General features: G+C 66.9%; 23 protein-coding genes. 13 read left to right on the top strand and 10 right to left on the bottom strand.

Translation table 11 applies throughout. The features are described 5' to 3' along the window. The first annotated feature begins 27 nt into the window (after positions 1-27). Both ABQE93_RS19055 and ABQE93_RS19050 read left to right on the top strand, forming a co-directional pair. On the top strand, positions 28-423 hold the full coding sequence (locus ABQE93_RS19055; protein ID WP_448409536.1) for a (deoxy)nucleoside triphosphate pyrophosphohydrolase: 396 nt from the start codon (positions 28-30) through the stop codon (positions 421-423). A gap of 72 nt (positions 424-495) precedes the next feature. Then, positions 496-882, top strand: a complete 387-nt coding sequence (locus tag ABQE93_RS19050) for a MarR family winged helix-turn-helix transcriptional regulator (RefSeq protein WP_448409537.1) — start codon at positions 496-498, stop codon at positions 880-882. Here the strand turns inward: ABQE93_RS19050 and ABQE93_RS19045 are convergent. Together ABQE93_RS19045 and ABQE93_RS19040 are read right to left on the bottom strand one after the other, a co-directional pair. After that, positions 879-1,121 carry a hypothetical protein gene (locus ABQE93_RS19045; RefSeq protein ID WP_448409538.1) on the bottom strand — a complete coding sequence of 81 codons (243 nt, stop codon included), beginning with the start codon at positions 1,119-1,121 and terminating at the stop codon, positions 879-881. The two genes, ABQE93_RS19050 and ABQE93_RS19045, sit on opposite strands and share 4 nt — an antisense overlap. 49 nt (positions 1,122-1,170) lie before the next feature. Beyond that, the gene (locus ABQE93_RS19040) at positions 1,171-1,338 is read right to left on the bottom strand and encodes a hypothetical protein (protein WP_448409539.1); all 168 of its coding nucleotides are present in this window, start codon (positions 1,336-1,338) and stop codon (positions 1,171-1,173) included. 47 nt (positions 1,339-1,385) lie between these two features. Between ABQE93_RS19040 and typA the strand changes: the two genes are divergently transcribed. Next, positions 1,386-3,293 carry a translational GTPase TypA gene (gene typA, locus ABQE93_RS19035; protein WP_448409540.1) on the top strand — a complete coding sequence of 636 codons (1,908 nt, stop codon included), beginning with the start codon at positions 1,386-1,388 and terminating at the stop codon, positions 3,291-3,293. A 2-nt stretch (positions 3,294-3,295) separates the two neighbouring features. Here the strand turns inward: typA and ABQE93_RS19030 are convergent, their stop codons facing one another. Continuing rightward, positions 3,296-3,946 carry a GntR family transcriptional regulator gene (locus tag ABQE93_RS19030; protein WP_448409541.1) on the bottom strand — a complete coding sequence of 217 codons (651 nt, stop codon included), beginning with the start codon at positions 3,944-3,946 and terminating at the stop codon, positions 3,296-3,298. Between the two features lie 112 nt (positions 3,947-4,058). Between ABQE93_RS19030 and ABQE93_RS19025 the strand changes: the two genes are divergently transcribed. Further along, a complete protein-coding gene (locus ABQE93_RS19025; protein ID WP_448409542.1) occupies positions 4,059-5,930 on the top strand; it encodes an ABC transporter family substrate-binding protein in 1,872 nt (623 codons plus the stop codon). Positions 5,931-6,014: 84 nt separating this feature from the next. Here ABQE93_RS19025 and ABQE93_RS19020 read toward each other — a convergent pair whose 3' ends face one another. Continuing rightward, a complete protein-coding gene (locus tag ABQE93_RS19020; RefSeq protein WP_448409544.1) occupies positions 6,015-7,541 on the bottom strand; it encodes a hypothetical protein in 1,527 nt (508 codons plus the stop codon). A gap of 576 nt (positions 7,542-8,117) precedes the next feature. Here ABQE93_RS19020 and ABQE93_RS19015 point away from each other — a divergent pair. The 3 genes from ABQE93_RS19015 (at position 8,118) to ABQE93_RS19005 (ending at position 11,312) form a co-directional block, all read left to right on the top strand. Continuing rightward, a complete protein-coding gene (locus tag ABQE93_RS19015; RefSeq protein WP_448409546.1) occupies positions 8,118-9,452 on the top strand; it encodes a hypothetical protein in 1,335 nt (444 codons plus the stop codon). Between the two features lie 448 nt (positions 9,453-9,900). Then, entirely contained in the window at positions 9,901-10,776 is an 876-nt protein-coding gene (mshB, locus tag ABQE93_RS19010) for an N-acetyl-1-D-myo-inositol-2-amino-2-deoxy-alpha-D-glucopyranoside deacetylase (protein ID WP_448409548.1), read from the top strand. A 107-nt stretch (positions 10,777-10,883) separates the two neighbouring features. Continuing rightward, complete coding sequence (locus tag ABQE93_RS19005; RefSeq protein ID WP_448409549.1) at positions 10,884-11,312, top strand: hypothetical protein; 429 nt, start codon at positions 10,884-10,886, stop codon at positions 11,310-11,312. Here ABQE93_RS19005 and ABQE93_RS19000 read toward each other — a convergent pair. Then, positions 11,309-12,355, bottom strand: a complete 1,047-nt coding sequence (locus ABQE93_RS19000) for a hypothetical protein (RefSeq protein ID WP_448409550.1) — start codon at positions 12,353-12,355, stop codon at positions 11,309-11,311. The two genes, ABQE93_RS19005 and ABQE93_RS19000, sit on opposite strands and share 4 nt — an antisense overlap. Before the next feature lie 191 nt (positions 12,356-12,546). Between ABQE93_RS19000 and ABQE93_RS18995 the strand changes: the two genes are divergently transcribed. Together ABQE93_RS18995 and ABQE93_RS18990 are read left to right on the top strand one after the other, a co-directional pair. Further along, positions 12,547-15,126 carry a bifunctional FO biosynthesis protein CofGH gene (locus ABQE93_RS18995; RefSeq protein WP_448409551.1) on the top strand — a complete coding sequence of 860 codons (2,580 nt, stop codon included), beginning with the start codon at positions 12,547-12,549 and terminating at the stop codon, positions 15,124-15,126. Between the two features lie 194 nt (positions 15,127-15,320). Continuing rightward, complete coding sequence (locus tag ABQE93_RS18990) at positions 15,321-15,869, top strand: YceI family protein (protein WP_448409552.1); 549 nt, start codon at positions 15,321-15,323, stop codon at positions 15,867-15,869. Positions 15,870-15,873: 4 nt separating this feature from the next. Here the strand turns inward: ABQE93_RS18990 and ABQE93_RS18985 are convergent, their stop codons facing one another. From ABQE93_RS18985 to ABQE93_RS18975, 3 genes are read right to left on the bottom strand one after another with little or no spacing between them, the layout of a single operon-like run. Next, entirely contained in the window at positions 15,874-16,485 is a 612-nt protein-coding gene (locus tag ABQE93_RS18985) for a DUF1353 domain-containing protein (protein ID WP_448409553.1), read from the bottom strand. A gap of 42 nt (positions 16,486-16,527) precedes the next feature. Beyond that, positions 16,528-18,537, bottom strand: coding sequence for an FAD-dependent oxidoreductase (locus tag ABQE93_RS18980; RefSeq protein ID WP_448409554.1), 2,010 nt, complete (start codon positions 18,535-18,537; stop codon positions 16,528-16,530). Beyond that, entirely contained in the window at positions 18,534-19,088 is a 555-nt protein-coding gene (locus tag ABQE93_RS18975) for a PadR family transcriptional regulator (protein ID WP_448409555.1), read from the bottom strand. Before ABQE93_RS18975 ends, ABQE93_RS18980 begins: the two co-directional genes overlap by 4 nt. A 212-nt stretch (positions 19,089-19,300) precedes the next feature. Between ABQE93_RS18975 and fdxA the strand changes: the two genes are divergently transcribed. Both fdxA and dapC read left to right on the top strand, forming a co-directional pair. After that, positions 19,301-19,624 carry a ferredoxin gene (fdxA, locus tag ABQE93_RS18970; protein ID WP_448409556.1) on the top strand — a complete coding sequence of 108 codons (324 nt, stop codon included), beginning with the start codon at positions 19,301-19,303 and terminating at the stop codon, positions 19,622-19,624. A 26-nt stretch (positions 19,625-19,650) separates the two neighbouring features. Then, a complete protein-coding gene (gene dapC / locus ABQE93_RS18965; RefSeq protein WP_448409558.1) occupies positions 19,651-20,772 on the top strand; it encodes a succinyldiaminopimelate transaminase in 1,122 nt (373 codons plus the stop codon). 6 nt (positions 20,773-20,778) lie between these two features. Here dapC and ABQE93_RS18960 read toward each other — a convergent pair whose 3' ends face one another. Beyond that, positions 20,779-21,282: an Rv2253 family sensor-like surface protein gene (locus ABQE93_RS18960; protein ID WP_448409559.1), complete on the bottom strand. Its 504-nt coding sequence runs from the start codon at positions 21,280-21,282 to the stop codon at positions 20,779-20,781. A gap of 106 nt (positions 21,283-21,388) precedes the next feature. Further along, a complete protein-coding gene (locus ABQE93_RS18955) occupies positions 21,389-21,868 on the bottom strand; it encodes an NUDIX domain-containing protein (protein ID WP_448409745.1) in 480 nt (159 codons plus the stop codon). Between the two features lie 78 nt (positions 21,869-21,946). Here ABQE93_RS18955 and ABQE93_RS18950 point away from each other — a divergent pair, with 78 nt between their 5' ends. Together ABQE93_RS18950 and ABQE93_RS18945 are read left to right on the top strand one after the other, a co-directional pair. Beyond that, positions 21,947-23,353 carry an acyl-CoA synthetase gene (locus ABQE93_RS18950; RefSeq protein ID WP_448409560.1) on the top strand — a complete coding sequence of 469 codons (1,407 nt, stop codon included), beginning with the start codon at positions 21,947-21,949 and terminating at the stop codon, positions 23,351-23,353. After that, positions 23,344-23,694 carry a VOC family protein gene (locus tag ABQE93_RS18945; protein WP_448409562.1) on the top strand — a complete coding sequence of 117 codons (351 nt, stop codon included), beginning with the start codon at positions 23,344-23,346 and terminating at the stop codon, positions 23,692-23,694. The genes ABQE93_RS18950 and ABQE93_RS18945 overlap by 10 nt, the downstream gene beginning before the upstream one ends. Positions 23,695-23,710: the final 16 nt, after the last annotated feature.

Raw genomic sequence — 23,710 nt, 5'->3', positions numbered from 1 at the left:
GGTTTCGACCGTATACCGTCACGAGCAGTGTTCAACCAGATCGTCGTCGCAGGTGCGCTGATCGCCGGGTCGTCGCTGCTGGTCGCCCAGCGGGCCCGGCCTCCTGAGCTCGCCGGGCTGTGGGAGCTGCCTGGCGGCAAGGTCGCCGCGGGGGAGACCGACGAGGCGGCGTTGGCACGCGAACTGCACGAGGAACTCGGCGTCGAGGTGTCGGTGGGCCCGCGCCTGGGCGCCGACGTGGCGCTGAATGCGACGACGACGCTGCGCGCCTACCGCGTCACCCACACCGGCGGCACCCTGCATCCCAACGACCACCGCGCGTTGCGGTGGGTCGGTGTCGACGACCTCGACGGGTTGGCGTGGGTGCCCGCCGACCGGGCGTGGCTACCCGACCTGGCGCAGGCGCTCTGCATCGAACATTGAGACTGCGCTGAGGGCGCCGTTGCCCCCCGTGCACGCAGAGTCAACGGCGACGCCCCGCTTAGGCTGATCGACATGGGCCTGTCCGACGACGTGTATGCGCGTCTGTTGGAATTGCGTACGGCGTTGCGCCGGTTCGAGCGATGGAGTGCCGAGCAGGCGCTGGAAGCGGGACTGACCCCGATGCAGCATCAGTTGCTCCTGGCCGTCCGCGGCCACACCGATCCTCGTGGCCCGACGATCGGGGACATCGCCGATTACCTGCTGTTACGCCACCACAGTGCCGGTGAATTGGTGCACCGCGCCGAGACCGGCGGCCTGCTGGCACGCGTCCGCGACAGCGACGACGGCCGCGTCGTGCGGCTGCAACTCACCCACGAGGGGTCCGAGCGGCTGGAGTCGCTGACCGCGCTGCACGTCGAAGAACTGAAACGCCTCGACGTGGAACTACCCGGCGTCTAAGACCGCACGCGAATCGGGTGTGCCACGGCGCGCCACGGACGCGTCAGCACGGGATGGCGACAGCGCGCACAGGGGTTTTCGGCACGCTTGGCCGCGGAGAACATGAAGTGGTCACACTGTGGACAGCGCACGAAATAGAACGCACCGAGTAGTCCGAACACGCCGATATAGATCGCGGTGATGGAGGCGGCTGCCAACAACGCGTCCAAGGTGACCGTGAGCACTTCGAAGATCGGCATGCCACCATATTATCTCGTGACACGATGTATTTCTAGGTGGTGTGGGCCGCTAACCGCGGCGGGCCCGTTTGTGAACCTTCTCCAGCGCCTTACCCCGGATACCGTGCCGCTCGGCTTTGCGCACCTTGGCCACCACCACCGGGCAGCGCTTACACCGCGGTTTGCTGCGGCAGCACTTCTTCTTCGGTTGGAGGTCGGCTAACTTGCTGGCCTTCACGTGAGATGGCTCTCTCGTTTTCGCGATCGACGGTTTGCGCTGCGACAATGGCCGACGTGAATTTTCGCAACGTCGCCATCGTGGCACATGTCGACCACGGTAAGACAACTCTGGTCGACGCGATGCTGCGGCAGTCGGGCGCATTGACGCACCGCGGCGACGACGCCACCGAACGGATCATGGACTCCGGTGACCTCGAGCGGGAAAAGGGCATCACGATCCTGGCCAAGAACACCGCCGTACACCGCCATCACGCCGACGGCACCGTGACCGTCATCAACGTCATCGATACGCCCGGACACGCCGACTTCGGCGGCGAGGTCGAGCGCGGGCTGTCCATGGTCGACGGGGTGGTGCTGCTGGTCGACGCCTCCGAGGGGCCGCTACCGCAGACGCGGTTCGTGATGCGCAAGGCGCTGGCCGCACACCTGCCGGTCATCCTCGTGGTCAACAAGACCGACCGTCCCGACGCGCGCATCGCCGACGTCGTCAACGCCAGCCATGACCTGCTTCTCGACGTGGCTGACGATCTTGCCGCCAGCGACCCAGACGCGCAGAAGGCAGCAGAACACGCCCTTGGCCTTCCCACGTTGTACGCGTCGGGTCGCGCCGGGGTGGCCAGCACGGAGGAACCGGCCGACGGTCAGATTCCCGACGGCGACAACCTCGACCCGTTGTTCGACGTTCTGGCCGAACACATTCCACCGCCGAGCGGGGATCCCGATGCGCCGCTGCAGGCACTCGTCACCAACCTCGACGCGTCGGCGTTCCTGGGCCGCCTCGCGCTGATCCGCATCCACAACGGCAGGCTGCGCAAAGGCCAGACCGTGGCATGGATGCGGCTCGTCGACGGCGCGCCGGTCATCACGAACGCGAAGATCACCGAGTTGCTCGCGACCGTCGGCGTCGAACGCAGCCCCACCGACGAGGCCGTCGCCGGGGACATCGTGGCCGTCGCCGGGCTGCCCGAGATCATGATCGGCGACACGCTGGCCGACCCCGAACACGCGCACGCGCTGCCGCGCATCACCGTCGACGAGCCGGCGATCTCGGTGACCATCGGCACCAACACATCACCGTTGGCGGGCAAGGTGTCCGGGCACAAGCTCACCGCGCGGATGGTGCGCAACCGGCTGGACCAGGAACTGGTCGGCAACGTCTCGATCCGGGTCGTCGACATCGGCAGGCCCGACGCCTGGGAGGTGCAGGGCCGCGGCGAACTGGCGCTGGCGGTGCTGGTCGAACAGATGCGCCGGGAGGGTTTCGAGCTGACCGTCGGCAAGCCGCAGGTGGTGACCAAGACCGTCGACGGCACGCTGCACGAGCCGTTCGAGGCGCTCACGATCGACTGCCCGGAGGAGTTCGTCGGCGCCATCACCCAGCTGATGGCCGCACGCAAGGGCCGGATGGAGGAGATGGCCAACCACGCCGCGGGCTGGGTCCGGATGGACTTCATCGTGCCCAGCCGTGGGCTGATCGGTTTTCGCACCGACTTTCTCACGCTGACGCGGGGTACCGGGATCGCCAACGCGGTGTTCGACGGCTACCGGCCGTGGGCCGGTGAGATCCGCGCCCGCCACACCGGCTCGCTGGTCTCCGACCGCAGCGGCCAGATCACGCCGTTCGCGCTGATCCAGCTGGCCGACCGCGGGCAGTTCTTCGTCGAACCCGGCGAGGACACCTACGAGGGACAGGTGGTCGGGATCAATCCGCGCGCCGAGGATCTCGACATCAACGTCACCCGCGAGAAGAAGCTGACGAACATGCGCTCGTCGACAGCCGACGTGATCGAAACGCTCGCCAAGCCAATTCAATTGGATCTCGAACAGGCGATGGAGTTCTGTGGCGCCGACGAATGTGTCGAGGTCACACCGGAAGTGGTGCGGGTGCGCAAGGTCGAGCTCAACGCCGCGCAGCGGTTGCGGGCCAAGGCGCGCGCGAAAGCCCGCGGGTAGCACTATCCGTCGAGTACGCCCGTGCGGGTCAGCTCGTCGAGCATAATCTCGGCCATCAGCTCGGCACGTTTGACGCATGACGCCCGCGCGGCTTCGGGATCGCGTCGGCAGATCGCCGAGATCTCCTGTTCGTAGACCGGGAGGAAGTCAGGTTTGCTGTCGGGGTAGTTCCAGAAGTTGTTCGGCACGAAGCTCTGCAACGCACGAATCGCCGCCCGCAGGCGCGGACCGGCGTACTCCTCGTTGAGGGGAAGCCGATACGCCCACGTCGCCTCCTGGAATTGGATCGACCCCTGGGCCGCCCGGAAGGTCCGCAGTGAAGCGTCGAGGTGGGCCAGTATTCGCGGGGTGGGGTTGGCCGCCGCCCGCGCTGCGACGACACCGGTGAGGATGCCGTACAGCTCGTGGTGTTCGCGCACGGTTGCGCGGTCGAAACGCTCGACGAACGCGCCGCGGTGATAGCGCGTCGTCAGGATGCCGTCGCGTTCGAGTTGGGATATGGCCTCCTGAACCGGTATGCGGCTCAAGCCAAGTTCCCTGGTGATCGCGGTGCGGTCGATCCGATCCCCGGTCCGCAGTTTCCCGTTCAGGATCAGGTCGATGATGTGATCGACAACCTGGTCCTTTTCTTTCACCCCGTAAATCTTCGGCATTTTCCCCATACCCCCCCGCCGTTCGCTGCAAGTTTCTCATCGCGCGCGGGTTTTGCGGGGCACAACCTCACCGAAAACGGGGGTAACGCCTGATGCCGATACCCTGAACACCGTGCCGGGAGCCCTACGCGTCATTGTTGCGCTATCCGCGCTGGTGACGGTGTTGGCGTCGTGCACGGTCAGCCCGCCGCCCGCGCCGCAGAGCACCGACACCACCGAGGTCGCGGCCCCGCCCCCGCCCCGGCTGACGCAGATCATCATGGCCATCGACTGGATCGGCCCGGGCTTCAACCCGCACCTGCTGTCAGATCAGTCCCCGGTCAGCGCGGCGATCAGTTCGTTGGTGCTGCCCAGTTCGTTCCGCCCGATTCCAGACCCCAGCACCCCGACCGGCTCACGGTGGGAACTCGACACGTCGCTGCTGGTATCGGCGGAGGTGACCGACGAGACCCCGTTCACCGTCACCTACAAGATCCGGCCCGAGGCGTCCTGGACCGACAACGCGCCCATCGTCGCCGACGACTACTGGTACTTGTGGCAGCAGATGGTCAGCCATCCCGGTGTCGTCGACCCGGCCGGCTATGACTTGATCACCGGCGTGCAGTCGGTGGAGGGCGGCAAGACCGCGGTGGTGACCTTCTCGCAGCCCTATCCGGCATGGCGCGAACTGTTCAACGACATCCTGCCCGCCCACATCGTCAAGGACATCCCGGGTGGGTTCGGCGCCGGGCTGGCGCGGGCACTGCCCGTCACCGGCGGCCAGTTCCGGGTCGAGACCATCGACCCGCAACGGGACGAGATCCTGCTGGCGCGCAACGACCGTTACTGGGCACAACCTGCCAAACCCGACCAGATCCTGTTCCGCCGCGGCGGTGACTCCGCAGCGCTGGCCGACTCGATCCGCAACGGCGACACCCAGGTGGCGCAGGTACACGGAGGCGCTGCGGCCTTTGCGCAGCTGTCCGCGATCCCCGATGTGCGCACGGCCCGCATCGTCGCTCCCCGGGTCATGCAGTTGACGCTGCGCGCCCAGCAGCCCGCGCTCGCCGACACCCGGGTGCGCAAAGCGATCCTGGGCCTGCTCGACGTCGATCTGCTCGCCTCGGTCGGTGCCGGTGACGACAACACGGTGACGTTGGCGCAGGCGCTGGTCCGTTCACCATCCGATCCGGGGTATGTACCGACGGCACCACCGGCGATGACGCAGGGCGCGGCGCTTGACCTGCTCTTCGACGCCGGCTTCGAACTCGAACCGGGCCAGACCGTGCCCGGTGCGCCCGGCCCGGTTGACACGCGCGGCAGCGTCACCAAAGACGGTGTGCCGCTCACACTGGTGCTCGGTGTGGCCGCCAACGATCCGACGTCGGTGGCCGTCGCGAACACCGCGGCCGACCAACTGCGCAACGTCGGCATCACCGCGTCGGTTTCGGCACTGGATCCGGTGGTGCTCTACGGCGAGGCGTTGGCGAACAACCGCGTCGACGCCGTCATCGGCTGGCGTCAGGCCGGCGGTGATCTCGCGACCGCGCTGGCGTCGCGTTTCGGGTGCCGCGCCCTCGAGGCGACCGCGGTGGCGACCAACCCGGCCGCCCCGGCGTCGCCGGACGGAACGGGCGAGCCGACGGTGCCGCCCGCGGACATACCGCCGCCGGAGCCGCCTGCGACCACGCCGACCGCCGCGACCACCACACAAAACCCGGAGCCGGAACCCGGTGAGCTCGTGCAGGCGCCGAGCAATATCACCGGCATCTGCGATCGCAGCGTTCAGCCGAAAATCGATGCGGCACTGGATGGTACGGAGGCTATCGCGGACGTGATCACCGCCGTCGAACCTCGGCTGTGGAATATGGCCACGGTGCTGCCGATCCTGCAGGACACCACGATCGTCGCCGCTGGGCCCAGCGTGGGCAACGTCAGCCTGTCAGGTGCCGTGCCGGTGGGCATCGTGGGCGACGCAGGCAACTGGATCAAGACGCCGCACTAACCCGCCCGAAAGCCGAGAACCGGGTTATCGCACGCTTTTCGCGAAAGGTCGTGTGATAACCCGGAACTCGACGGCCGGTTTCAGTTACTCGCTGTCACCCGAGTCGCTGTCGGCGCTGTCGGTGTCAGCGTCTGACTCCGCGGTGTCGGGCTCGTCGGCGTCACCGGAATCGGCGGACTCGGTGTCCGCGTCGTCGCCGGCCGTATCGCCCGGGGTCACCTTGTTGCCATCCGAGAGATCCGTTCGCCCGTCATCGGATTCGGTCTCTTCCTCGGCTGGCGGGTCCTCGGCGTCGACCTCTTCGTCGATCGCTGATTCGGTGGTGTCGTCCTCTTCGGCCGCTTCTTCTTCCGCGGCATCTTCGGTGTCCTCAGCCTCTTCGGTGGCATCGGTTGCCGGGGTCACGTCGCCCTCGTCGTCGCCGCCCGTGGTCGCCGTGCTCGTGGACGCCGCTTGCACCTCGGCGGCAGGGGGCGCCGCTTCCACGTCCAGGCTGACCGTCAGGGCCGGGGACGTGGTGGTGGCTGTGACGGCCGCGGTCTCCGCAGTGGCCTCGGTTTCTGCTGCCTCGTTCGCCGCGTCCGGCTCGGCCGGAGTGATGGCGCCGAGGATCATGTCGCGGATGTTGACGATGACGCCGAGCGCACCGCCGTTCGGTCCGATGAGGCCGGGGAAACCGTTCTCGGGGTAACCGTTGATCACCCCATTGAGAATGGTGGCCGGGGCGTTGATGAACGCGTTGACGACGCCGGTGAAATCGCCCGCACTCACCGCATCGACGACGTCTTGCACCGCCTCCGCGGTGGCCTGGAACAGTGAAAGCGGCGGGCTGATCAACCCGATGCCCACCATCGGAATGATTTGCGGAATGAGATCGATGACGGCGACGAGGTTGTTGATCGGCACCTGCAACGGCGGAAGTAGCGGAAGTGCCGCCAGAATCACGCCCGTGGATAACGTTTCGGCAGCCTCCTGGATCTGCCCGGCGGCTAATTGGTCAATCGCCGTTCGGAACGTCGCGGGAATACCGACGGGATTGCTCGCCTCGAACAGCCGGTGAATGGCTGCACCGAGGTCCTGCACCATCGTGAGTTGGTTGACGGCCACCTGCTGAAGAATCGGCGCGATGCCTTCCTCGAACAGATCGTTGCCCAGGTAACCCAAGCTCGACAACGTGTTGTCGAACAGTTCGGCGTATGTCGCAGTCAGCGCCACCGATGGTGCGTAAATCGGGGTTGCTGCTATTTCGGGTACCGGCGGCGCGACCGGCGAGACGGCGATGACACCGGCACCGATCAACGCAACACCTGTGGTGACAGTTGAGCGAACAGCAACTTGCATTGCATCTCCTTTATTCCACCGCGAACTGGATAACCATGAAGGCTCCAGCAAGCCTAGAGCAAATGCATGCAAACTGTAAATGCAATGGGTACAAGAGATTTCGTTGATACGGCAATGTTGACGAGTTTTTGGCGGGCGGTGCGGCCGTGGCAAATATCGCGTGGCAGCAATTTGAGGGTCGACGCGCCGGCGGTCATTTGTGAGCGGTTCATTGCCTGGATTTGCAAAGCGCAACACAATCGCACCAAAACCGAATGGATGTGACGGCAAACGAGATTGCTGACAATGGGTGGCAGCGGTGTATGCATCGTCAACCGGCCGGGGGACTGAGCCTTAAGCGGCGTACTGGCAATCTGGGCGGTCGAGCGCGGCATCGAAGAATTCGCCCGGCGTGTCGGCTATAACGATCGCGCAGCTGAACTCCACGGTGGGCCGCGACACCCGGGTGAATGTATGCCAGGCGGGCGGCCGGCCGGTCGAAACTGAACGCAAAGCCGAGACGCAGTGTTTGCTGGCGGGTGATTTGCAGACCGCCTAATATTTGCGTCATTAAAGGTAGCGCCCGGTGAGCTCTGGGCCGCCTGCGTACGTACCGCTCCTGGATTATTTGCCCGGCGGCCCTGGAGGCCTGCGTGAAAAAGGTGAAGACGCGGCGAACTTCACTGTCCGTGATCGGTGCGCGGAGTGTGCGTAGCAAACACCAGTAGGACTCGATGAACGCAGAAACCGCCGTCGAGGCGACGAGTGGGAACGCGCTGAAAGCAAAATTTACTAAACCGTTAACAGTTAACTGACTCTCCGGTAGCGTGTGCTTGACATGGTCGACGTCTACGTAAAGGAGAAGCCATGCAGGGAGCCGTTCGCCCCTACGTAACCGCGGGGGTGGCGTTGGTCGGAGCCAGTGTCATCGCCGTCAGCCCGGTGGCGCCGCCGGTTCCGGACATCAAGGTTGCAGCAGCACCGAGCGTCAGCACGGCGATGCAACTCGCCTCGACGTCCAACCCGCTGCTCGCGTTCTCGGATCTCTTCACGAACACCTTGACCAACACGTCCGGGCTCTTCCAGCAGTTCGCGGCATCCCCGGCGCCCATCCTGCAGCAAGTGCTGATCAATCAGGGCGCCAACTTTGGGCTGGTCGCCGCGACGGCTGAACAAATCGGCGTGCTACTTCCTGACCTGGTAGAGCAGGTCGGAGCCAATCTGCGGGAGGTGGCCTCGCAGCTGGCCGCCGGCGACATCGTCGGCGCGGGAGAAACGCTGAATTCGACCCTGATCTTCATCGGTCTTCCGCTGCTTGGCCTCATCTCGCCGCCGCTGGCCATCCTGCAGAACACCACGCAGAACATCGCCAACGTGTTCGCCGAACTGCCGAACCAGGTGTTCCCGCTGCTCTCGGCGCTCGTCCTGGCGCCGGTGAACTCGATCATCAACGGGACGGCCGATATCGCCCAGACGGTCTTCGACGCCGTCACCGCGGGTGACTTCGTCACCGCCGCAGGTGCGGTGATCAGCGCGCCCATCGTCATGGCCGATGTGATCCTCAACGGCTTCAACGATGTTCCGGGTCTGCTGACCCCGCAGCTCAACCCGTTCACCTCAGGCCCGATCGGTGCGCTGTTGGGACTGCGCAACGTGATCGCTGACCAGCTGCAGCCGATCGTCGTGCCGTCGAACGCCGCGCTTGCGGCGAACAAGGCCCCCGACGTGGAGGCCGAGGTTCTCACCCTCAACGTCGACGCCGGCGCGAAGACCGCAGAGATCGCCCCTGCTTCGGCCGAGGTCGAAGGTGACGAAACCGGTTCGCTGACGGCCAACGGAAGCACCGACGGGTCCGGCGTCGCAGCCGCACTCGATGACGACGGCGACGCCGAAAAGGTCGAAGCCGAAGAGGAGACGGTCGTCGACGACGCGGCGGAAGACGAAGAGGCGGAGCCCGCAGGCGAGGAGACCGAGGAATCGGAAGAGAAGTCCGGCGCCGGAGAGGTCCGTGAGAGCCTGAGGGCCACTCCCGGCCAGACGGGTCTGAGCAGCGGCGGCGAAGCCGGCGACAGCGGCGACGCGTCCGACGACGATCAGACGGTCAGCACGGCCGACAACACCGCAGGCGACTCGGATAACGACGGTGACGGCGGTGACGGCGACACCGGCGGCTCGGAGTCCGGCTCGGGCGGCGACGAGTAACCACGCACCAGAACAGATCGGTCCCCCTCCCGTTTCGGCAGGAGGGGGACCGATTGCTCGCAACTCGGGTCCCTGACGTGTCCTCGAGGCCTTATTTCGCGCCGATGTGTTAGCCAGGGTTAGGTTCGGCTAAGCCGAAGTCCGTGCAACCATTTCTCGTGCTGGTCGATCACGGCCTTATTTCGGTCGTTCGAGGGCAAATAGACACAGCCGTCAGGCCGGTTATGCAGCACCGTTGATGATTGGGTGGGTGAACTATTGCAGCGCCCGCCAGGTGGAGGACCCAGCTCTGGAGATGTCAGATCTGCTCGATATGTCTAGATCGACAATCAGCGAAACTTTGTAAATCGCGCGGATGCGGTAGCTGGAGATCGAGCGCGAGGATCGAAATCGCTGATCCACCGAGATGGCTGGCGGGTTTCCGCGGCCACCGGGCAAGCTGTTGCGAATGGAGACCCCGCGACTGCTCTTTGTCCACGCCCATCCCGACGACGAGACCATCGCCACCGGCGCGACGATCGCCCACTACGTCGCCCGCGGGGCACAGGTGCGGGTGGTCACGTGCACGTTGGGTGAAGAGGGCGAGGTCATCGGCGAGCAGTGGTCGCAACTCGCCGTCGACGAAGCCGACCAACTCGGGGGCTTCCGCGTCGCCGAACTGACCGGCGCGCTGCGTGCTCTCGGCCTCGAGGAACCGGTCTATCTGGGTGGCGCCGGTCGGTGGCGCGACTCCGGCATGGCGGGGACCCCGCCGCGGCACAGGCAGAGGTTCATCGACGCCGACCCGCATGAAACGGTCGGCGCGCTGGTGGCGCACATCCGCGACCTACGCCCGCACGTCGTCGTCACCTACGACCCCGAGGGCGGCTACGGGCATCCGGACCACATCCACACCCACGAGGTGACGATGGCCGCCGTCGCCGCGGCCGCCGGCGTAGACCATCCCGGCGAACCGTGGAGCGTGCCGAAGGTCTACTGGTCGGTCTTCGCGAAATCCGCCGTCGCCGAAGGTCTGGCGGCGCTGTCCGACGTGCCATCCGGATGGATCCGGGTGTCCGCCGACGACCTGGGGTTCGGCTTCGACGACGACGCGATCGACGCGGTCATCGACGTCGAAGAGCAGCTGCCCGCCAAAACCGCGGCGCTGCGTGCCCACGCCACACAGGTCACCGTCGCGCCCGACGGGCGGTCTTTCGCGCTGTCCAACAACATCGCGCTGCCGATCGGCGCGATCGAGCACTACGTCCTTGCGGCGGGCACCGCGGGGCAGCGCGATGCCCGCGGCTGGGAGACCGATCTGCTTGCGGGGCTCAACCTTCAGTAGCCGAAGGGGTAAGCTGCCGACATCACCGGCGCGTGGAAGGGACGACAGATGGACCAGGACCTCGATCCCAACCTGCAGCACTGGCAGGACCGGTTCGACAACTTCCAGTGGGTGATCGGCTCCATGGTGTCGCTGCTCGACAGCATCCCGACCTGACCCCTCCGGCCACCACCACCGACCGTCTGCGCATGGTGGTTCTGACGCTGCTTGCGCTCGACGGCGTGCTGTGCGCCATCGGCGCGGCGTTCCTTCTGCCATTACGGATCGGCTCGGTGCCGTTTCCGATCAGCGCACTTCTCGCGGGTTTGGTCAACGCGGCGCTGGTGTGGGCGGCGCTGCACTGGACGTCGTCGCCCCGCATCGCCGCGCTGCCGCTGTGGACCTGGCTGGCCACGGTCGCCGTGATGTTTCTGGGCGGGCCCGGTGACGACGTCGTCTTCGGAGGCGCAGGGGTCATGGCGTACGCGGTGTTACTGCTCCTCGTGCTCGGCGCGCTGCCGCCGGCCGTGGTGCTGTGGCGGTACGTGACCCCCTAGGACTGACCGCCGTCCCCGGCGTCCGCGCCATCCCCGTTGTCGCCTTCGTCGCCGTCGACGCCGTCGGCGGCGTCGACGCTGGGTGACTGCGTCACGGTTGCGTCGCCGCTGTCCGTGGACTCGTCGGTCGCCTCGTCGTCGGCGTTCGTGGCGTCGGTGACCTCGACGTCCGCACCACGGACCTCACCTTGGGCCGTAACCGTTCCGTTGGTCGACTTGGTCGGTTCGGTCTCCAGGGTCTCCTCGACGTCCTCGAGTTCGTCGACCTCGGTGATCTCTTCGGTCTCTTCAACTTCCTCGACCGGCTCTTCGGCCTCTTCGGCCTCCTCGGCCTCCTCGACCTCCTCGGTGGTCTCGGGAGCGGGTTCGGCGGTTTCTTCAGAAATCTCTTCAGGCTCGGCTTCTTCGGGCCCCGTGGTCTCCTCCTCGGTGGCCGCAAGCGACATCGCCGCCATCGGCTCCTCAACCGCTGATTGCAGTGGCGGGATCGGCGGAAGCGGCGGGATGAGCCAACCGAAGAAGAAGTTGAACTCCGAAATCACGAAGTTCTGCAGCGAGTTCCACGTCACCGAGCCGAGCGTGGACAACCCGTCGATGTAGCTGTCGAGGTTGAGTGGGTCGTCGACGACGGGCGCGACGAGATCCACGACAAAGCTGTTGGCGATCGGCCGGATCAGGGTGAAGTAGAAGATGTCGATCTGAGCGCTGATGTCGTAGCCGATCGGGATGAAGTAGCCGAACGGGATGAAGTCGGCGGCGTAGGCCGCGAGCTCGACCCAGTAGTCGATCCAGGGCAGCACCCTGTTCCAGGCGTTGATGATGGCGTCGCCGGTGGCGTTGAGCGCTACCGGGTCCGCGGTCACCGTGACCGGTTGGACCGCCGCGAGCAGTTCGACGAACTCATCGGAGACCACCCGAACCGGGGCTGAGTGGTAGCTGGTGCCGATATCGGGCAGCGGTGCGTGAACCGGGGCGATCGCGATGGCGGTGGCTCCGACGACGGAGATACCCGCCATCAGAACAGACTTGACGGGTACGGCCATTCAAGGCTCCTCTGGTGCCTGCCGCCGCGGTGGGCGGAACTTACGTTGCTGTCAATCTACGGGGATTATTGCGCAGATGGGGTGTACGCCACGGCGGACTGACCGGACTACTGTGGCCGGTATGCCAGGCGCAGTCGTTTCAATATGTGAGACAGGCGGATGATCGCCGCCGACGTCGGGGTTACACGAGAGTGGCTTTGAACCCGCAGCGCGGCGCCGACCTGCCCGATCCGTTGGTCCCACCCAAGTCCGACGCCCCGAGCTCCGCCGCCCTGCGGCGTGTCCTGCGCCGAGCCCGCGACGGCGTGGCGCTCAACGTAGACGAAGCCGCGATCGCGATGACCGCGCGCGGCGACGACCTCGCCGACCTGTGCGCCAGCGCGGCGCGGGTGCGTGACGCGGGGCTCGAGGCCGCCGGCCGACGCGGCCCCAACGGCCGCCTCCCGGTCACCTATTCACGCAAGGTGTTCATCCCGGTCACCCATCTGTGCCGCGACACCTGCCATTACTGCACCTTCGTCACCGTGCCCGGCAAGCTGCGCGCTGCCGGACAGGGCATGTACATGGAGCCCGACGAGATCCTCGATGTCGCGCGCCGCGGCGCCGAATTGGGTTGTAAGGAAGCGTTGTTCACGCTCGGCGACCGGCCCGAGACCCGCTGGGACGAGGCCAAGCAATGGCTCGACGAACGCGGCTACGACTCCACGCTGGACTACGTACGGGCGATGGCGATCCGGGTACTGGAGGAGACCGGCCTGCTGCCGCATCTGAACCCCGGGGTGATGAGCTGGTCGGAGCTGTCGCGGCTCAAGCCGGTGGCCCCGTCGATGGGCATGATGCTGGAAACCACGTCGCGGCGACTGTTCGAGACCAAAGGCCTGGCGCACTACGGCAGCCCGGACAAGGACCCGCAGGTTCGGCTGCGCGTGCTCGCCGACGCGGGCCGGTTGTCCATCCCGTTCACCACGGGCCTGCTCGTCGGCATCGGCGAGAACCTGACCGAACGTGCCGAAACCATCCACGCGATCCGGCGCTCCCATAAGGAGTTCGGCCACGTGCAGGAAGTCATCGTGCAGAACTTCCGCGCCAAGGACCACACCGCGATGGCGTCGTCACCGGACGCGGCCTTCGACGACTTCATCGCGACCGTGGCGGTCACCCGCCTGGTGATGGGGCCGAAGATGAGGGTGCAGGCGCCGCCGAACCTGGTGTCGCGCTCGGAGTGCCTGACGCTGGTCGGCGCCGGTGTCGACGACTGGGGCGGCGTGTCGCCTCTGACGCCCGACCACGTCAACCCGGAGCGCCCATGGCCGGGGTTAGACGAGTTGGCCTCGGTCACCGCCGAAGCCGGCTACGACCTGATGCCGCGGCTCACCGCCCAACCGCAGTACGTCCAGGCAGGCGCGGCGTGGATCGATCCGCGGGTGCGTGGTCACGTCGACGCGCTCGCCGATCCGGCGACCGGGTTGGCGGCCGATGTCAACCCCGTGGGGCAGCCGTGGCAGGAGCCTGACGAGGCATGGGAGTCGTTGGGCCGCACCGACCTTCATTCGGCCATCGATACCGCGGGACGGTTGACCGACACCCGCAGCGATCTTGGCAGCGCGTTCGGCGACTGGGAGTCGATCCGGGAGAAGGTGAACGAACTGGCCGCTCGGGCCCCCGAGCGCATCGACACCGACGTGCTGGCCGCGCTGCGCAAAGCCGAACAGGATCCGGCGGGCCTGTCCGACGATGAGTACCTGGCGCTTGCCGTGGCCGACGGCCCGGCATTGGATGCTGTTGGCGCCCTGGCGGATTCGCTTCGTCATGACACCGTCGGCGATGACGTCACCTTCGTCGTCAACCGCAACATCAACTTCACCAACATCTGCTACACCGGATGTCGCTTCTGCGCGTTCGCGCAGCGCAAGGGCGACGCCGATGCGTACTCGCTGTCCGTCGACGAGGTCGCCGACCGAGCGTGGGAGGCACACGTGGCCGGCGCCACCGAGGTGTGCATGCAGGGCGGTATCGATCCCGAACTGCCGGTGACGGGCTACGCCGATCTGGTGCGCGCGGTCAAGGCCCGGGTTCCTTCCATACATGTGCACGCCTTCTCGCCGATGGAGATCGCCAACGGCGTTGCCCGCAGCGGGCTCTCGACGCGGGAGTGGCTGACCGCGTTGCGTGAGGCGGGGCTGGGGAGTATCCCCGGCACGGCGGCGGAGATCCTCGACGACGAAGTGCGCTGGGTGCTGACCAAGGGTAAGTTGCCGACGTCGATGTGGATCGAAATCGTCACTGCCGCCCATGAAGTCGGGTTGCCGTCGAGCTCGACGATGATGTACGGCCATGTCGACACCCCGCGGCACTGGGTCGGCCACCTGCGGGTGCTGCGCGAGATCCAGGACCGCACCGGCGGATTCACCGAGTTCGTTCCGTTGCCGTTCGTCCACCAGAGCTCGCCGCTATATCTGGCCGGCGGTGCGCGGCCCGGGCCGACGCACCGCGACAACCGCGCGGTGCACGCGCTGGCGCGCATCATGTTGCACGGCAGGATCGCCAACATCCAGACCAGCTGGGTCAAGCTCGGCACCGAGCGCACACAAGTGATGCTGCGTGGCGGCGCGAACGACCTCGGCGGGACGCTGATGGAGGAGACCATCTCGCGGATGGCCGGTTCGGAGTTCGGCTCGGCCAAGACTGTCGAGGAGCTGACGGCGATCGCCGAGGGCATCGGCCGCCGGGCGCGGCAGCGCTCCACGACATACGACCCGCTGGCGGCCTAGGCCCGCCCCGGCCCCGTCATCGCGAGCGTGCGTGTTTGAGCCCCGACACGCCGCGATTTACCCGCATTCGCGCACGCTCACCACGGATGCCCGCCGCAGTCGGGAATAGTGCCGGACTACGGTCCGTTTACTCGGGATGAGGGTGGGCGATGCGCCTACCCGCAACCTCAACGATGGACGAAGGAGAAGTGACTATGACGACTGCAGTGCAAGCCGGCTTGAACACCGGCACCTGGACGATCGACCCCGCGCACTCGACCGTGGGCTTTTCGGTACGCCACCTGATGGTGAGCAAGGTACGAGGCAGGTTCGACGACTTCAGCGGTGCGATCACCGTCGCCGACGACGGCACCCCGTCGGTGACCGCGGAGGTCTCGATCGCGTCGGTCAGCACCGGTAACGAGCAGCGCGACACACACCTGCGGTCGGCAGAGTTCTTCGACGTCGAGAAGTATCCGACCGCCACGTTCACTTCGACCGCCGTACGCCCGGACGGCGACGACTACGTCCTCGATGGCGACCTCACGATCAAGGGCGTCACCAGGCCGGTCAGCTTGGCGTTGGAGTTCAACGGCGTCAACGCGGGTATGGGCCAGGGCGAGGTCGCCGGCTTCGAGGCGTCGGTGGTACTGAACCGCCGCGACTTCGGTATCGACATCGACATGCCGCTGGAGACCGGTGGTGCCGTGGTCGGCGACAAGGTCACCGTCACCCTCGAGATCGAGGCGACCAAACAGCAGTAGCGCGTCAGGTCTTCAACTGGATCCGCTGCGGTGTCTCGTCGGGAGCCACCAGCGCGACGATGGTCTCGAGAATCCAGAACACGAAGCTCGAGGCGAGGATCGCGATGCCCGGTAGCAGAACGACGGGCAGCGCGACGAGCACCAGCAGCGCCAGCGCGCCCGGCACATCCCGCTGCCACCCGGCACCACCCTTGCCCTGCACGATCGCGGCCATCCGCACCGCAGCCCACATGATCCAGCGCCGCAGCAGGCTCACGCCGTCGCGCTGCATCTGGCGGCGGAACCGGTAGTCGCCCTGGCGGCGGTCGCAACCGGTGCGCTCCGGGTAGCGCCATAGATAGTCGTGCAGCACGGCCGCCCGTGCATAGCGGCCGGCGCGCGGGATGAACCACGACACCACACCCGGCACCGACACCAGGTCGGTGGCGAAATCCACGGGTACCTCGAAATTTTCGTTGAACCCGTCGAAGGTCAGCGGCTGGGTGGTCCGCCACTCGTCCCATGCGCTTTCCTTGAAGATCGTCTTCGCCGCGCGCAAGGCGTCCAACTCGTCAGCGGTGAGCTGGCGGACATGCACGACGGCGTCTCTGCGGATCGGTGCACAGCGCTGCGTCATGCTGCAGGTATATCTGGCCGCCCGCGATTTGTGTGCGTTTTGTCAGAGGCTGGCCGCCACCTCGGTGCCCTGCCGGATCGCGCGCTTGGCGTCGAGTTCGGTGGCCACCGCGGCGCCACCGATGATGTGCGGGGTGATCCCGTTGTGCCGCAACGACTCTTCGAGCTCGCGGACGGGCTCCTGACCCGCGCAGATCACCACGTTGTCCACGGCGAGCAAACGCGGGTTGGCCCGCTTCGGGCCGAAGCTGATGTGCAGCCCGCCGTCGTCGATGCGTTCGTAGTTCACCCCGGAAAGCTGGTGTACCCCCTTGGCCTTCAGCGACGCCCGGTGCACCCAGCCCGCCGTCTTACCCAGTCGCGTGCCCTGCGCGCCCTTGGTGCGTTGCAGCAGAAACACTTCGCGAGCCGCAGGGGCGGGCAGCGGTGTCGTCACCGCGCCCCGCGCTTCCTGGGGATCGACGACACCCCATTCGGCCTTCCATTCCTTGAGGTTCAGGGTCGGGGACTCGTCGGTGATCAGCAACTCGCTCACATCGAAACCGATGCCGCCGGCGCCGACGACGGCCACGGTCTTGCCGACCGGCGCGCCGGTGATGACCTCGGCGTAGGAGAGCACCTTCGGATGGTCGATGCCCGGGATGTCCGGCATCCGCGGCGCCACACCGGTGGCCAGCACCACGTCATCGAAACCCGCAAGCGCCGCGACGTCGGCGCGGGTGTTCAACCGCACGTCGACGGCGTGCTTGTCCAGCATCGTCGTGTAGTAGCGGATGGCCTCGCTGAACTCCTCCTTGCCCGGAATCCTTCGCGCCAGGTCGAATTGGCCGCCGATGGTCGGGCCCGCTTCGAACAGCGTGACCCGGTGTCCCCGCTGGGCGGCGGTGACGGCGGCGGAGAGCCCGGCCGGTCCCGCGCCGACCACCGCGACGCGTTTGGTGCGCCGCGTCGGCTCCAGCACCAACGTGGTCTCGTGTCCGGCCCGCGGATTCAACAGGCACGACACGGTTTTGCGTGCGAACGCGTGATCCAGGCAGGCCTGGTTGCACGAGATGCACGTGTTGATCTCATCGGCGGCGTCGCTTTCGGCCTTGCGCACCCAGTCCGGGTCGGCCAGCAGTGGGCGCGCCATCGAGATCAGTCGCACGTGGCCCTCGTTCAGGATCTGCTCGGCGGCCTGCGGCATGTTGATCCGGTTGGACGCGACCACCGGGACGCTGACGTGTTCGGCCACCGCGTTGCTGATGTCGACGAACGCGCTGTTGGGTACGGAGGTGACGATCGTGGGCACCCGCGCTTCGTGCCAGCCGATGCCGGTATTGATGATCGTCGCACCGGCAGCCTCGACTTCACTTGCCAGGGCGAGGATTTCATCCCAGCTCTGGCCGTCCTCGACGTAGTCGGCCATCGACATGCGGTAGCAGATGATGAAGTCCTCGCCGACGGCGGCGCGGATGCGGCGCACGATCTCGACAGGGAGACGCCGCCGGTTCTCGGGTGTGCCGCCCCACGCGTCGGTGCGCTTGTTCGTGCGCGGCGCGAGGAACTGGTTGAGCAGATACCCTTCGCTGCCCATCACCTCGACACCGTCGTAGCCGGCCTCCCTGGCCAGCACCGCGCACCGCACGAAATCGGCGATCGTACCGTCGACGTTGCGCAGCGCCCGCGGCGTGAACGGATTGATCGGTGCCTTGATCGCCGACGCGCTGACCGAAAGCGGGTGGTAGGCATAGCGTCCGGCGTGCAGCACCTGAAGCAGGATCTTGGCGCCCTCGGCGTGCACCGCGCCCGTGATCCTGCGGTGCCGACGCGCGTCTGCCGAGGTGAGCATCTGTGCGGCGAACGGGAGGAGCCATCCCGTCCGGTTCGGCGCGTAGCCGCCGGTGATGATGAGGCCGACGCCGCCGCGGGCGCGTTCGGCGAAGTAGTGGGCGAGCCGTCCGGTATCGCGGGCCCGGTCTTCCAGGCCGGTGTGCATCGATCCCATCACGACGCGGTTGCGCAGTGTGGTGAACCCAAGGTCCAGTGGCGACAACAGGTTTGGATAGCTCACGTGCCCTCCAGCGCCGCGGCAACCTCGTCGAGCCAGGCGATCGCGCTTTCCTCGGCGCGGATACCGCCGCGCAACACCAGATACTGGTGCAGTGCACCGCCTTTGAGGTCCGCCGGGTTGGGGAACTGCCGCTTCTCGTAACCCCGGTAGGTGTCGAGCAGGTCGGCCCGTTCGGCCCGCAGCGCGATCACCTGGGTGCGCAACGCGGTGACGTCGCCGTAGGTGGCGCCACGGACTTTCACGGCCAGCTCGCGCGTGCGGTTGTCGGCCACCGTGCTGCCCCGGCCGGACAACGGTTCGGCGATCCAGCGGGCCAGCTCGGCGTGCCCGGCGTCGGAGACCGTGTAGACCTTTTTGTCCGGTCGGCCCTGCTGGACAACCGGCGTCGCATGCACCCAGCCGTCGTCTTCCATGGTGCGCAGGGTGCGGTAGATCTGCTGGTGCGATGCGGCCCAGAAGTAACCGATGGACCGGTCGAACCGGCGGGCAAGCTCGTAGCCGGAACCGGGCTGTTCGCTCAACGCCACCAGGATCGCGTGGGGTAATGCCACGCCGGCAGCCTAAAACCCGCGGCCGGCATATGCAACGTGTTGCAGTGCACTGAGGCGCATAGGGGAGTCGCGGTAGGCGGCCTGTATGTGCAACGTTTAGTATCAGTAACCACGCGCCACCCTTAGCCGAGGGCGAGCGCGCACATAAGGCACACTGAGACCACCGTCCAAGAACGAACAGCCCCGCTGGACAGGAGATCGAGGAGCAACCTGTGACGTACACGATTGCCGAACCCTGCGTCGACGTCAAAGACAAGGCGTGTATCGAGGAGTGCCCTGTCGACTGCATCTACGAGGGCACACGCATGCTGTACATCCATCCGGACGAATGCGTCGACTGCGGCGCATGCGAGCCGGTCTGCCCGGTCGAGGCCATCTACTACGAAGACGATGTGCCCGACCAGTGGGGCGAGTACACCCAGATCAACGCCGACTTCTTCGTCGAGCTGGGATCGCCGGGCGGCGCGTCCAAGGTGGGCATGACCGAGAACGACCCGCAGGTCGTCAAGGATCTGCCGCCCCAGGGCGAGGACTGATAACGGTTCGTCAGCGAGGCGGGCACATGTCCGTGGAGCAGCGCGCGGTGCGGAACCTCCGCTCGGCGTCGCTGCCGGTGTTCCCGTGGGACACTCTGGCCGACGTCACCGCGTTGGCCCGCTCGCACCCTGACGGCATCGTCGACCTGTCGGTCGGTACCCCGATCGACCCGGTGGCGCCGGTGATCCGCGATGCGCTGGCGGCGGCGAGCGCATCACCGGGTTATCCGACTACCGCCGGCACATCGGCGTTGCGGGAATCGGCCGTGGCGGCGTTGGCCCGTCGCTACGGGGTCACCCGGCTGTCGGAGGCGGCGGTGTTACCGGTGATTGGCACCAAGGAGCTGATCGCCTGGTTGCCGACGCTGCTGGGTCTGGGGCCGCAGGACACCGTCGTGGTGCCCGAATTGGCCTACCCCACTTACGATGTGGGCGCACGGCTGGCCAGAGCGCAGGTGCTGCGGGCGGACTCGCTGACCCAGCTCGGCCCGCAACGGCCCGCGCTGGTGTACATCAACTCACCGAGCAATCCGACGGGCAAGGTGCTGGGCGTCGACCATCTGCGCAAGGTCGTCGGCTGGGCGCGCGAGCGCGGGGTGCTGATCGCCTCCGACGAGTGCTATCTGGGGTTGGGCTGGGACGCCGAACCGCTGTCGGTGCTGCATCCGTCGGTCAGCGAGGGTGACCACACCGGGCTGTTGGCGGTGCACTCGTTGTCCAAGTCGTCGTCTCTTGCGGGGTACCGGGCCGGTTTCGTGGCCGGCGATGCGGCGCTCGTGGCGGAGTTGTTGGCGGTGCGCAAGCACGCCGGAATGATGGTGCCGACGCCAGTGCAGTCCGCGATGGTCGCCGCGCTCGACGACGACGAGCACGAGCGCGACCAGCGCGCCCGCTACGCGCGGCGACGCGATGTGCTGCTGCCGGCGCTGCGATCGGCGGGGTTCACCGTCGACGACTCGGAGGCGGGGTTGTATCTGTGGGCCACGCGCGGCCAGCCGTGCCGAGAAACCGTCGCGTGGCTGGCAGAGCGTGGCATCCTGGTGGCGCCGGGCGAGTTCTACGGTCCGCGTGGGTCACACCACGTGCGCGTCGCGTTGACCGCACCCGACGAGCGCATCGACGCTGCCGCGCAACGTCTTTCGGCATAGTTCGCCCTACACCGGACGCGCAGCCACCGGCATGGTGACGGTGCCGCGGCACGCGCCGGAAAGGATGTTGGTGCGCCACGTACCGAACAGCGACCCGTCGATGTCGGGAGCGTAGAACACGCGTGACTGCGCCGGCGCGTACTGTCTGGGCAAACCGTCGCCGCGGAAGCACTCCCACTGCCAGTTGTAGGAGTAATGCCAGCGTGATCCGTCCCAGGTGTAGCGGACCGGTTGCGGAATGGTCGGATTGCTCGGTGCGGGGCCGTCCACGACCGTGGCCACGCACAGCCCGCTCGAACAGTCGGTGGATAACACGTATTCGGCGCTGAAGTCCGGTTCGGCCTGCGACGCGGCCACGCTGGTGCCGATCTTGTCGGACGCGAACGTGATGATCTGATAGCGCCCGTTCCATTGGGCGTCTGCCGCCGAAGCGATCGGCATCGACGAAAGACATCCTGTCGCAGCGGAAGTAGCGACCAACAGCGCGCTCCACTTCCGACTGGCAGACATGCCAGCCACACTATTCGGGCGGGCGGTAAAACCCCTGGTGAGACACGGATCGCGCTGGCCACGAACAGATCACGTGTTTATCTCGGCCGGGACTCGGCCGCAACGGCTAACGCCCGGCGAGCAACAGCAGCGCCCACGCGGCAACCGACTGGGCGTCGGTGATCTCGCCGTCGCGGATCATCCGTTGCACCTCGGCACGGGCGAACCACTCGCTGTGCATGTCCTGTTCTTCATGCTCGCGTTCGTGCTCGCCCTCGGTGATGCCCGTGGCCAGAAAGACCCAGCCACGCTGGCTGCTCATGCCCGGGGCGACGTCGAGCTGACCGAGCACCTGCATATCGGAGGCCCGCAACCCGGTTTCCTGGCGCAGCTCGAGCGCGGCGAGGTCCGCCGGCGCCATCTCGTCGGCGCCCGGCGCGGTGCCCTGCGGGAATTCCCAGCGCCGTAGCCCGATCGGATAGCGGAACTGCTCGACGAGATGAAATCGGTCGTCGTCGCACGCCATCACCAGCGCATACGACGGCTTGTCGACGACGGCGTAGATGCCGTCGCTGCCGTCGGGATGGCGGATCGCGTCCTCGCGCATCGTCAACCAGTTGTTGCGGTACACCTCGCGCGACGCGATGGTCTGGATGGAGTTCACGCGCCCAGTATCCTCACGCACGTGTTGCTTGCCTCGCTGAACCCCGCGGCCGTCGCCGGCGGCGCCGATATCGGCGACGCGGTCCGCATCGACGGAGCCGTGCTGAGCCGCAGCGATCTGGTCGGCGCGGCGACCTCGGTGGCCGAACGGATCGCGGGGGCAAGCTGCGTCGCGGTGCTGGCCGCCCCGACCGCATCCACCGTGCTGGCCGTCACGGGCTGTTTGATTGCCGGCGTGCCCGTCGTTCCGGTGCCCGCCGACGTCGGCGCCACCGAACGCAGGCACATCGTCACCGATTCGGGTGCGCAAGCCTGGCTGGGTGAGAAGCCGGCCGACGACCACGGCCTGCAACACGTGCCGGTGCGCCTGCATGCGCGGTCGTGGCACCGCTACGCCGAACCGCCTGCCGATGCGCCCGCGCTGATCATCTACACATCGGGCACGACCGGGGCGCCCAAGGGCGTGATCCTGAGCCGGCGCGCGGTTGCCGCCGACATCGACGCGCTCGCCGAGGCTTGGCAATGGACCCCTGATGACACGCTGGTGCACGGCCTGCCCCTTTACCACGTGCACGGGCTGGTGCTGGGGCTCCTCGGCTCGCTGCGCACCGGAAACCGGTTCATACACACCGGGAGACCGGATCCGGTGGCCTATGCCGCGGCCGGTGGTTCGTTGTACTTCGGGGTGCCCACGGTGTGGTCGCGGGTCGCCGACGACCACGCCGTGGCGACGGCGTTGGCGTCGGCGCGACTGCTGGTGTCGGGCAGCGCGCCGCTGCCGGTGCCGGTGTTCGACAAGCTGGCCGCCGTCACCGGGCACCGGCCGATCGAGCGGTACGGCGCCACCGAGTCGCTGATCACGTTGAGCACCCGCGTCGACGGCGAGCGCCGGCCCGGCTGGGTGGGCCTGCCGCTGGCCGGGGTCGAGACCCGACTGGTCGACGAGCACGGTGCCGATGTGCCCCACGACGGCGAAACCATTGGGCGGCTGCAGGTTCGGGGCCCTACCCTGTTCGACGGATACCTCAACAGACCGGAGGTCACCGCCGAGGTGCTCGACGACGACGGCTGGTATCGGACCGGCGACGTCGCGGTGATCGACGGTGACGGGATGCACCGCATCGTCGGCCGCGAATCCGTGGATCTGATCAAGACCGGTGGGTTCCGGGTCGGCGCAGGCGAGGTCGAGACGGTGTTGCTGGGACATCCCGGGGTTCGGGAGGCCGCCGTCGTCGGCGTGCCCGACGACGATCTGGGCCAGCGCATCGTCGCGTTCGTCGTCGGCGACGCCGACCCGTCGACGCTGATCGATTATGTGGCGCAGGAACTCTCGGCGCATAAGCGGCCGCGTGAGGTGCGGCTGGTTGATGCGCTGCCGCGCAACCCCATGGGAAAGGTGCTCAAAAAGGAGTTGGCGCAATGGGATTGAGGTTCGACGAGATCTGCATCGACGCACACGATGCGACGATGCTGGGCTCCTGGTGGGCGCAGCTGTTGGGCTGGCAGAAGCACGTCGACGACGACGGCGATGTCGTGCTGCACGCCCCGCCGGGTGCGGGACCGAACTGGCTGTTCCTGGCGGTGCCCGACGCCAAGGTGGTCAAGAACCGCATCCACTTCGATTTCCGGCCCGACGATCAGCAGGCCGAGGTGCAGCGCGTGATCGGGATGGGCGCCCGGCACGTCGACGTCGGTCAGCGCGACGCCAGCTGGGTGGTGCTCGCCGATCCGGAGGGCAACGAGTTCTGCATCCTGGCCGCCGAAGATTGACCCCGCCCCTTTTTCT

This window comes from Mycolicibacterium sp. XJ662 (genome assembly GCF_053484035.1).
The sequence above is the reverse complement of the archived record's forward strand: the minus strand, read 5'-3'. Positions and strand labels throughout refer to the sequence as shown.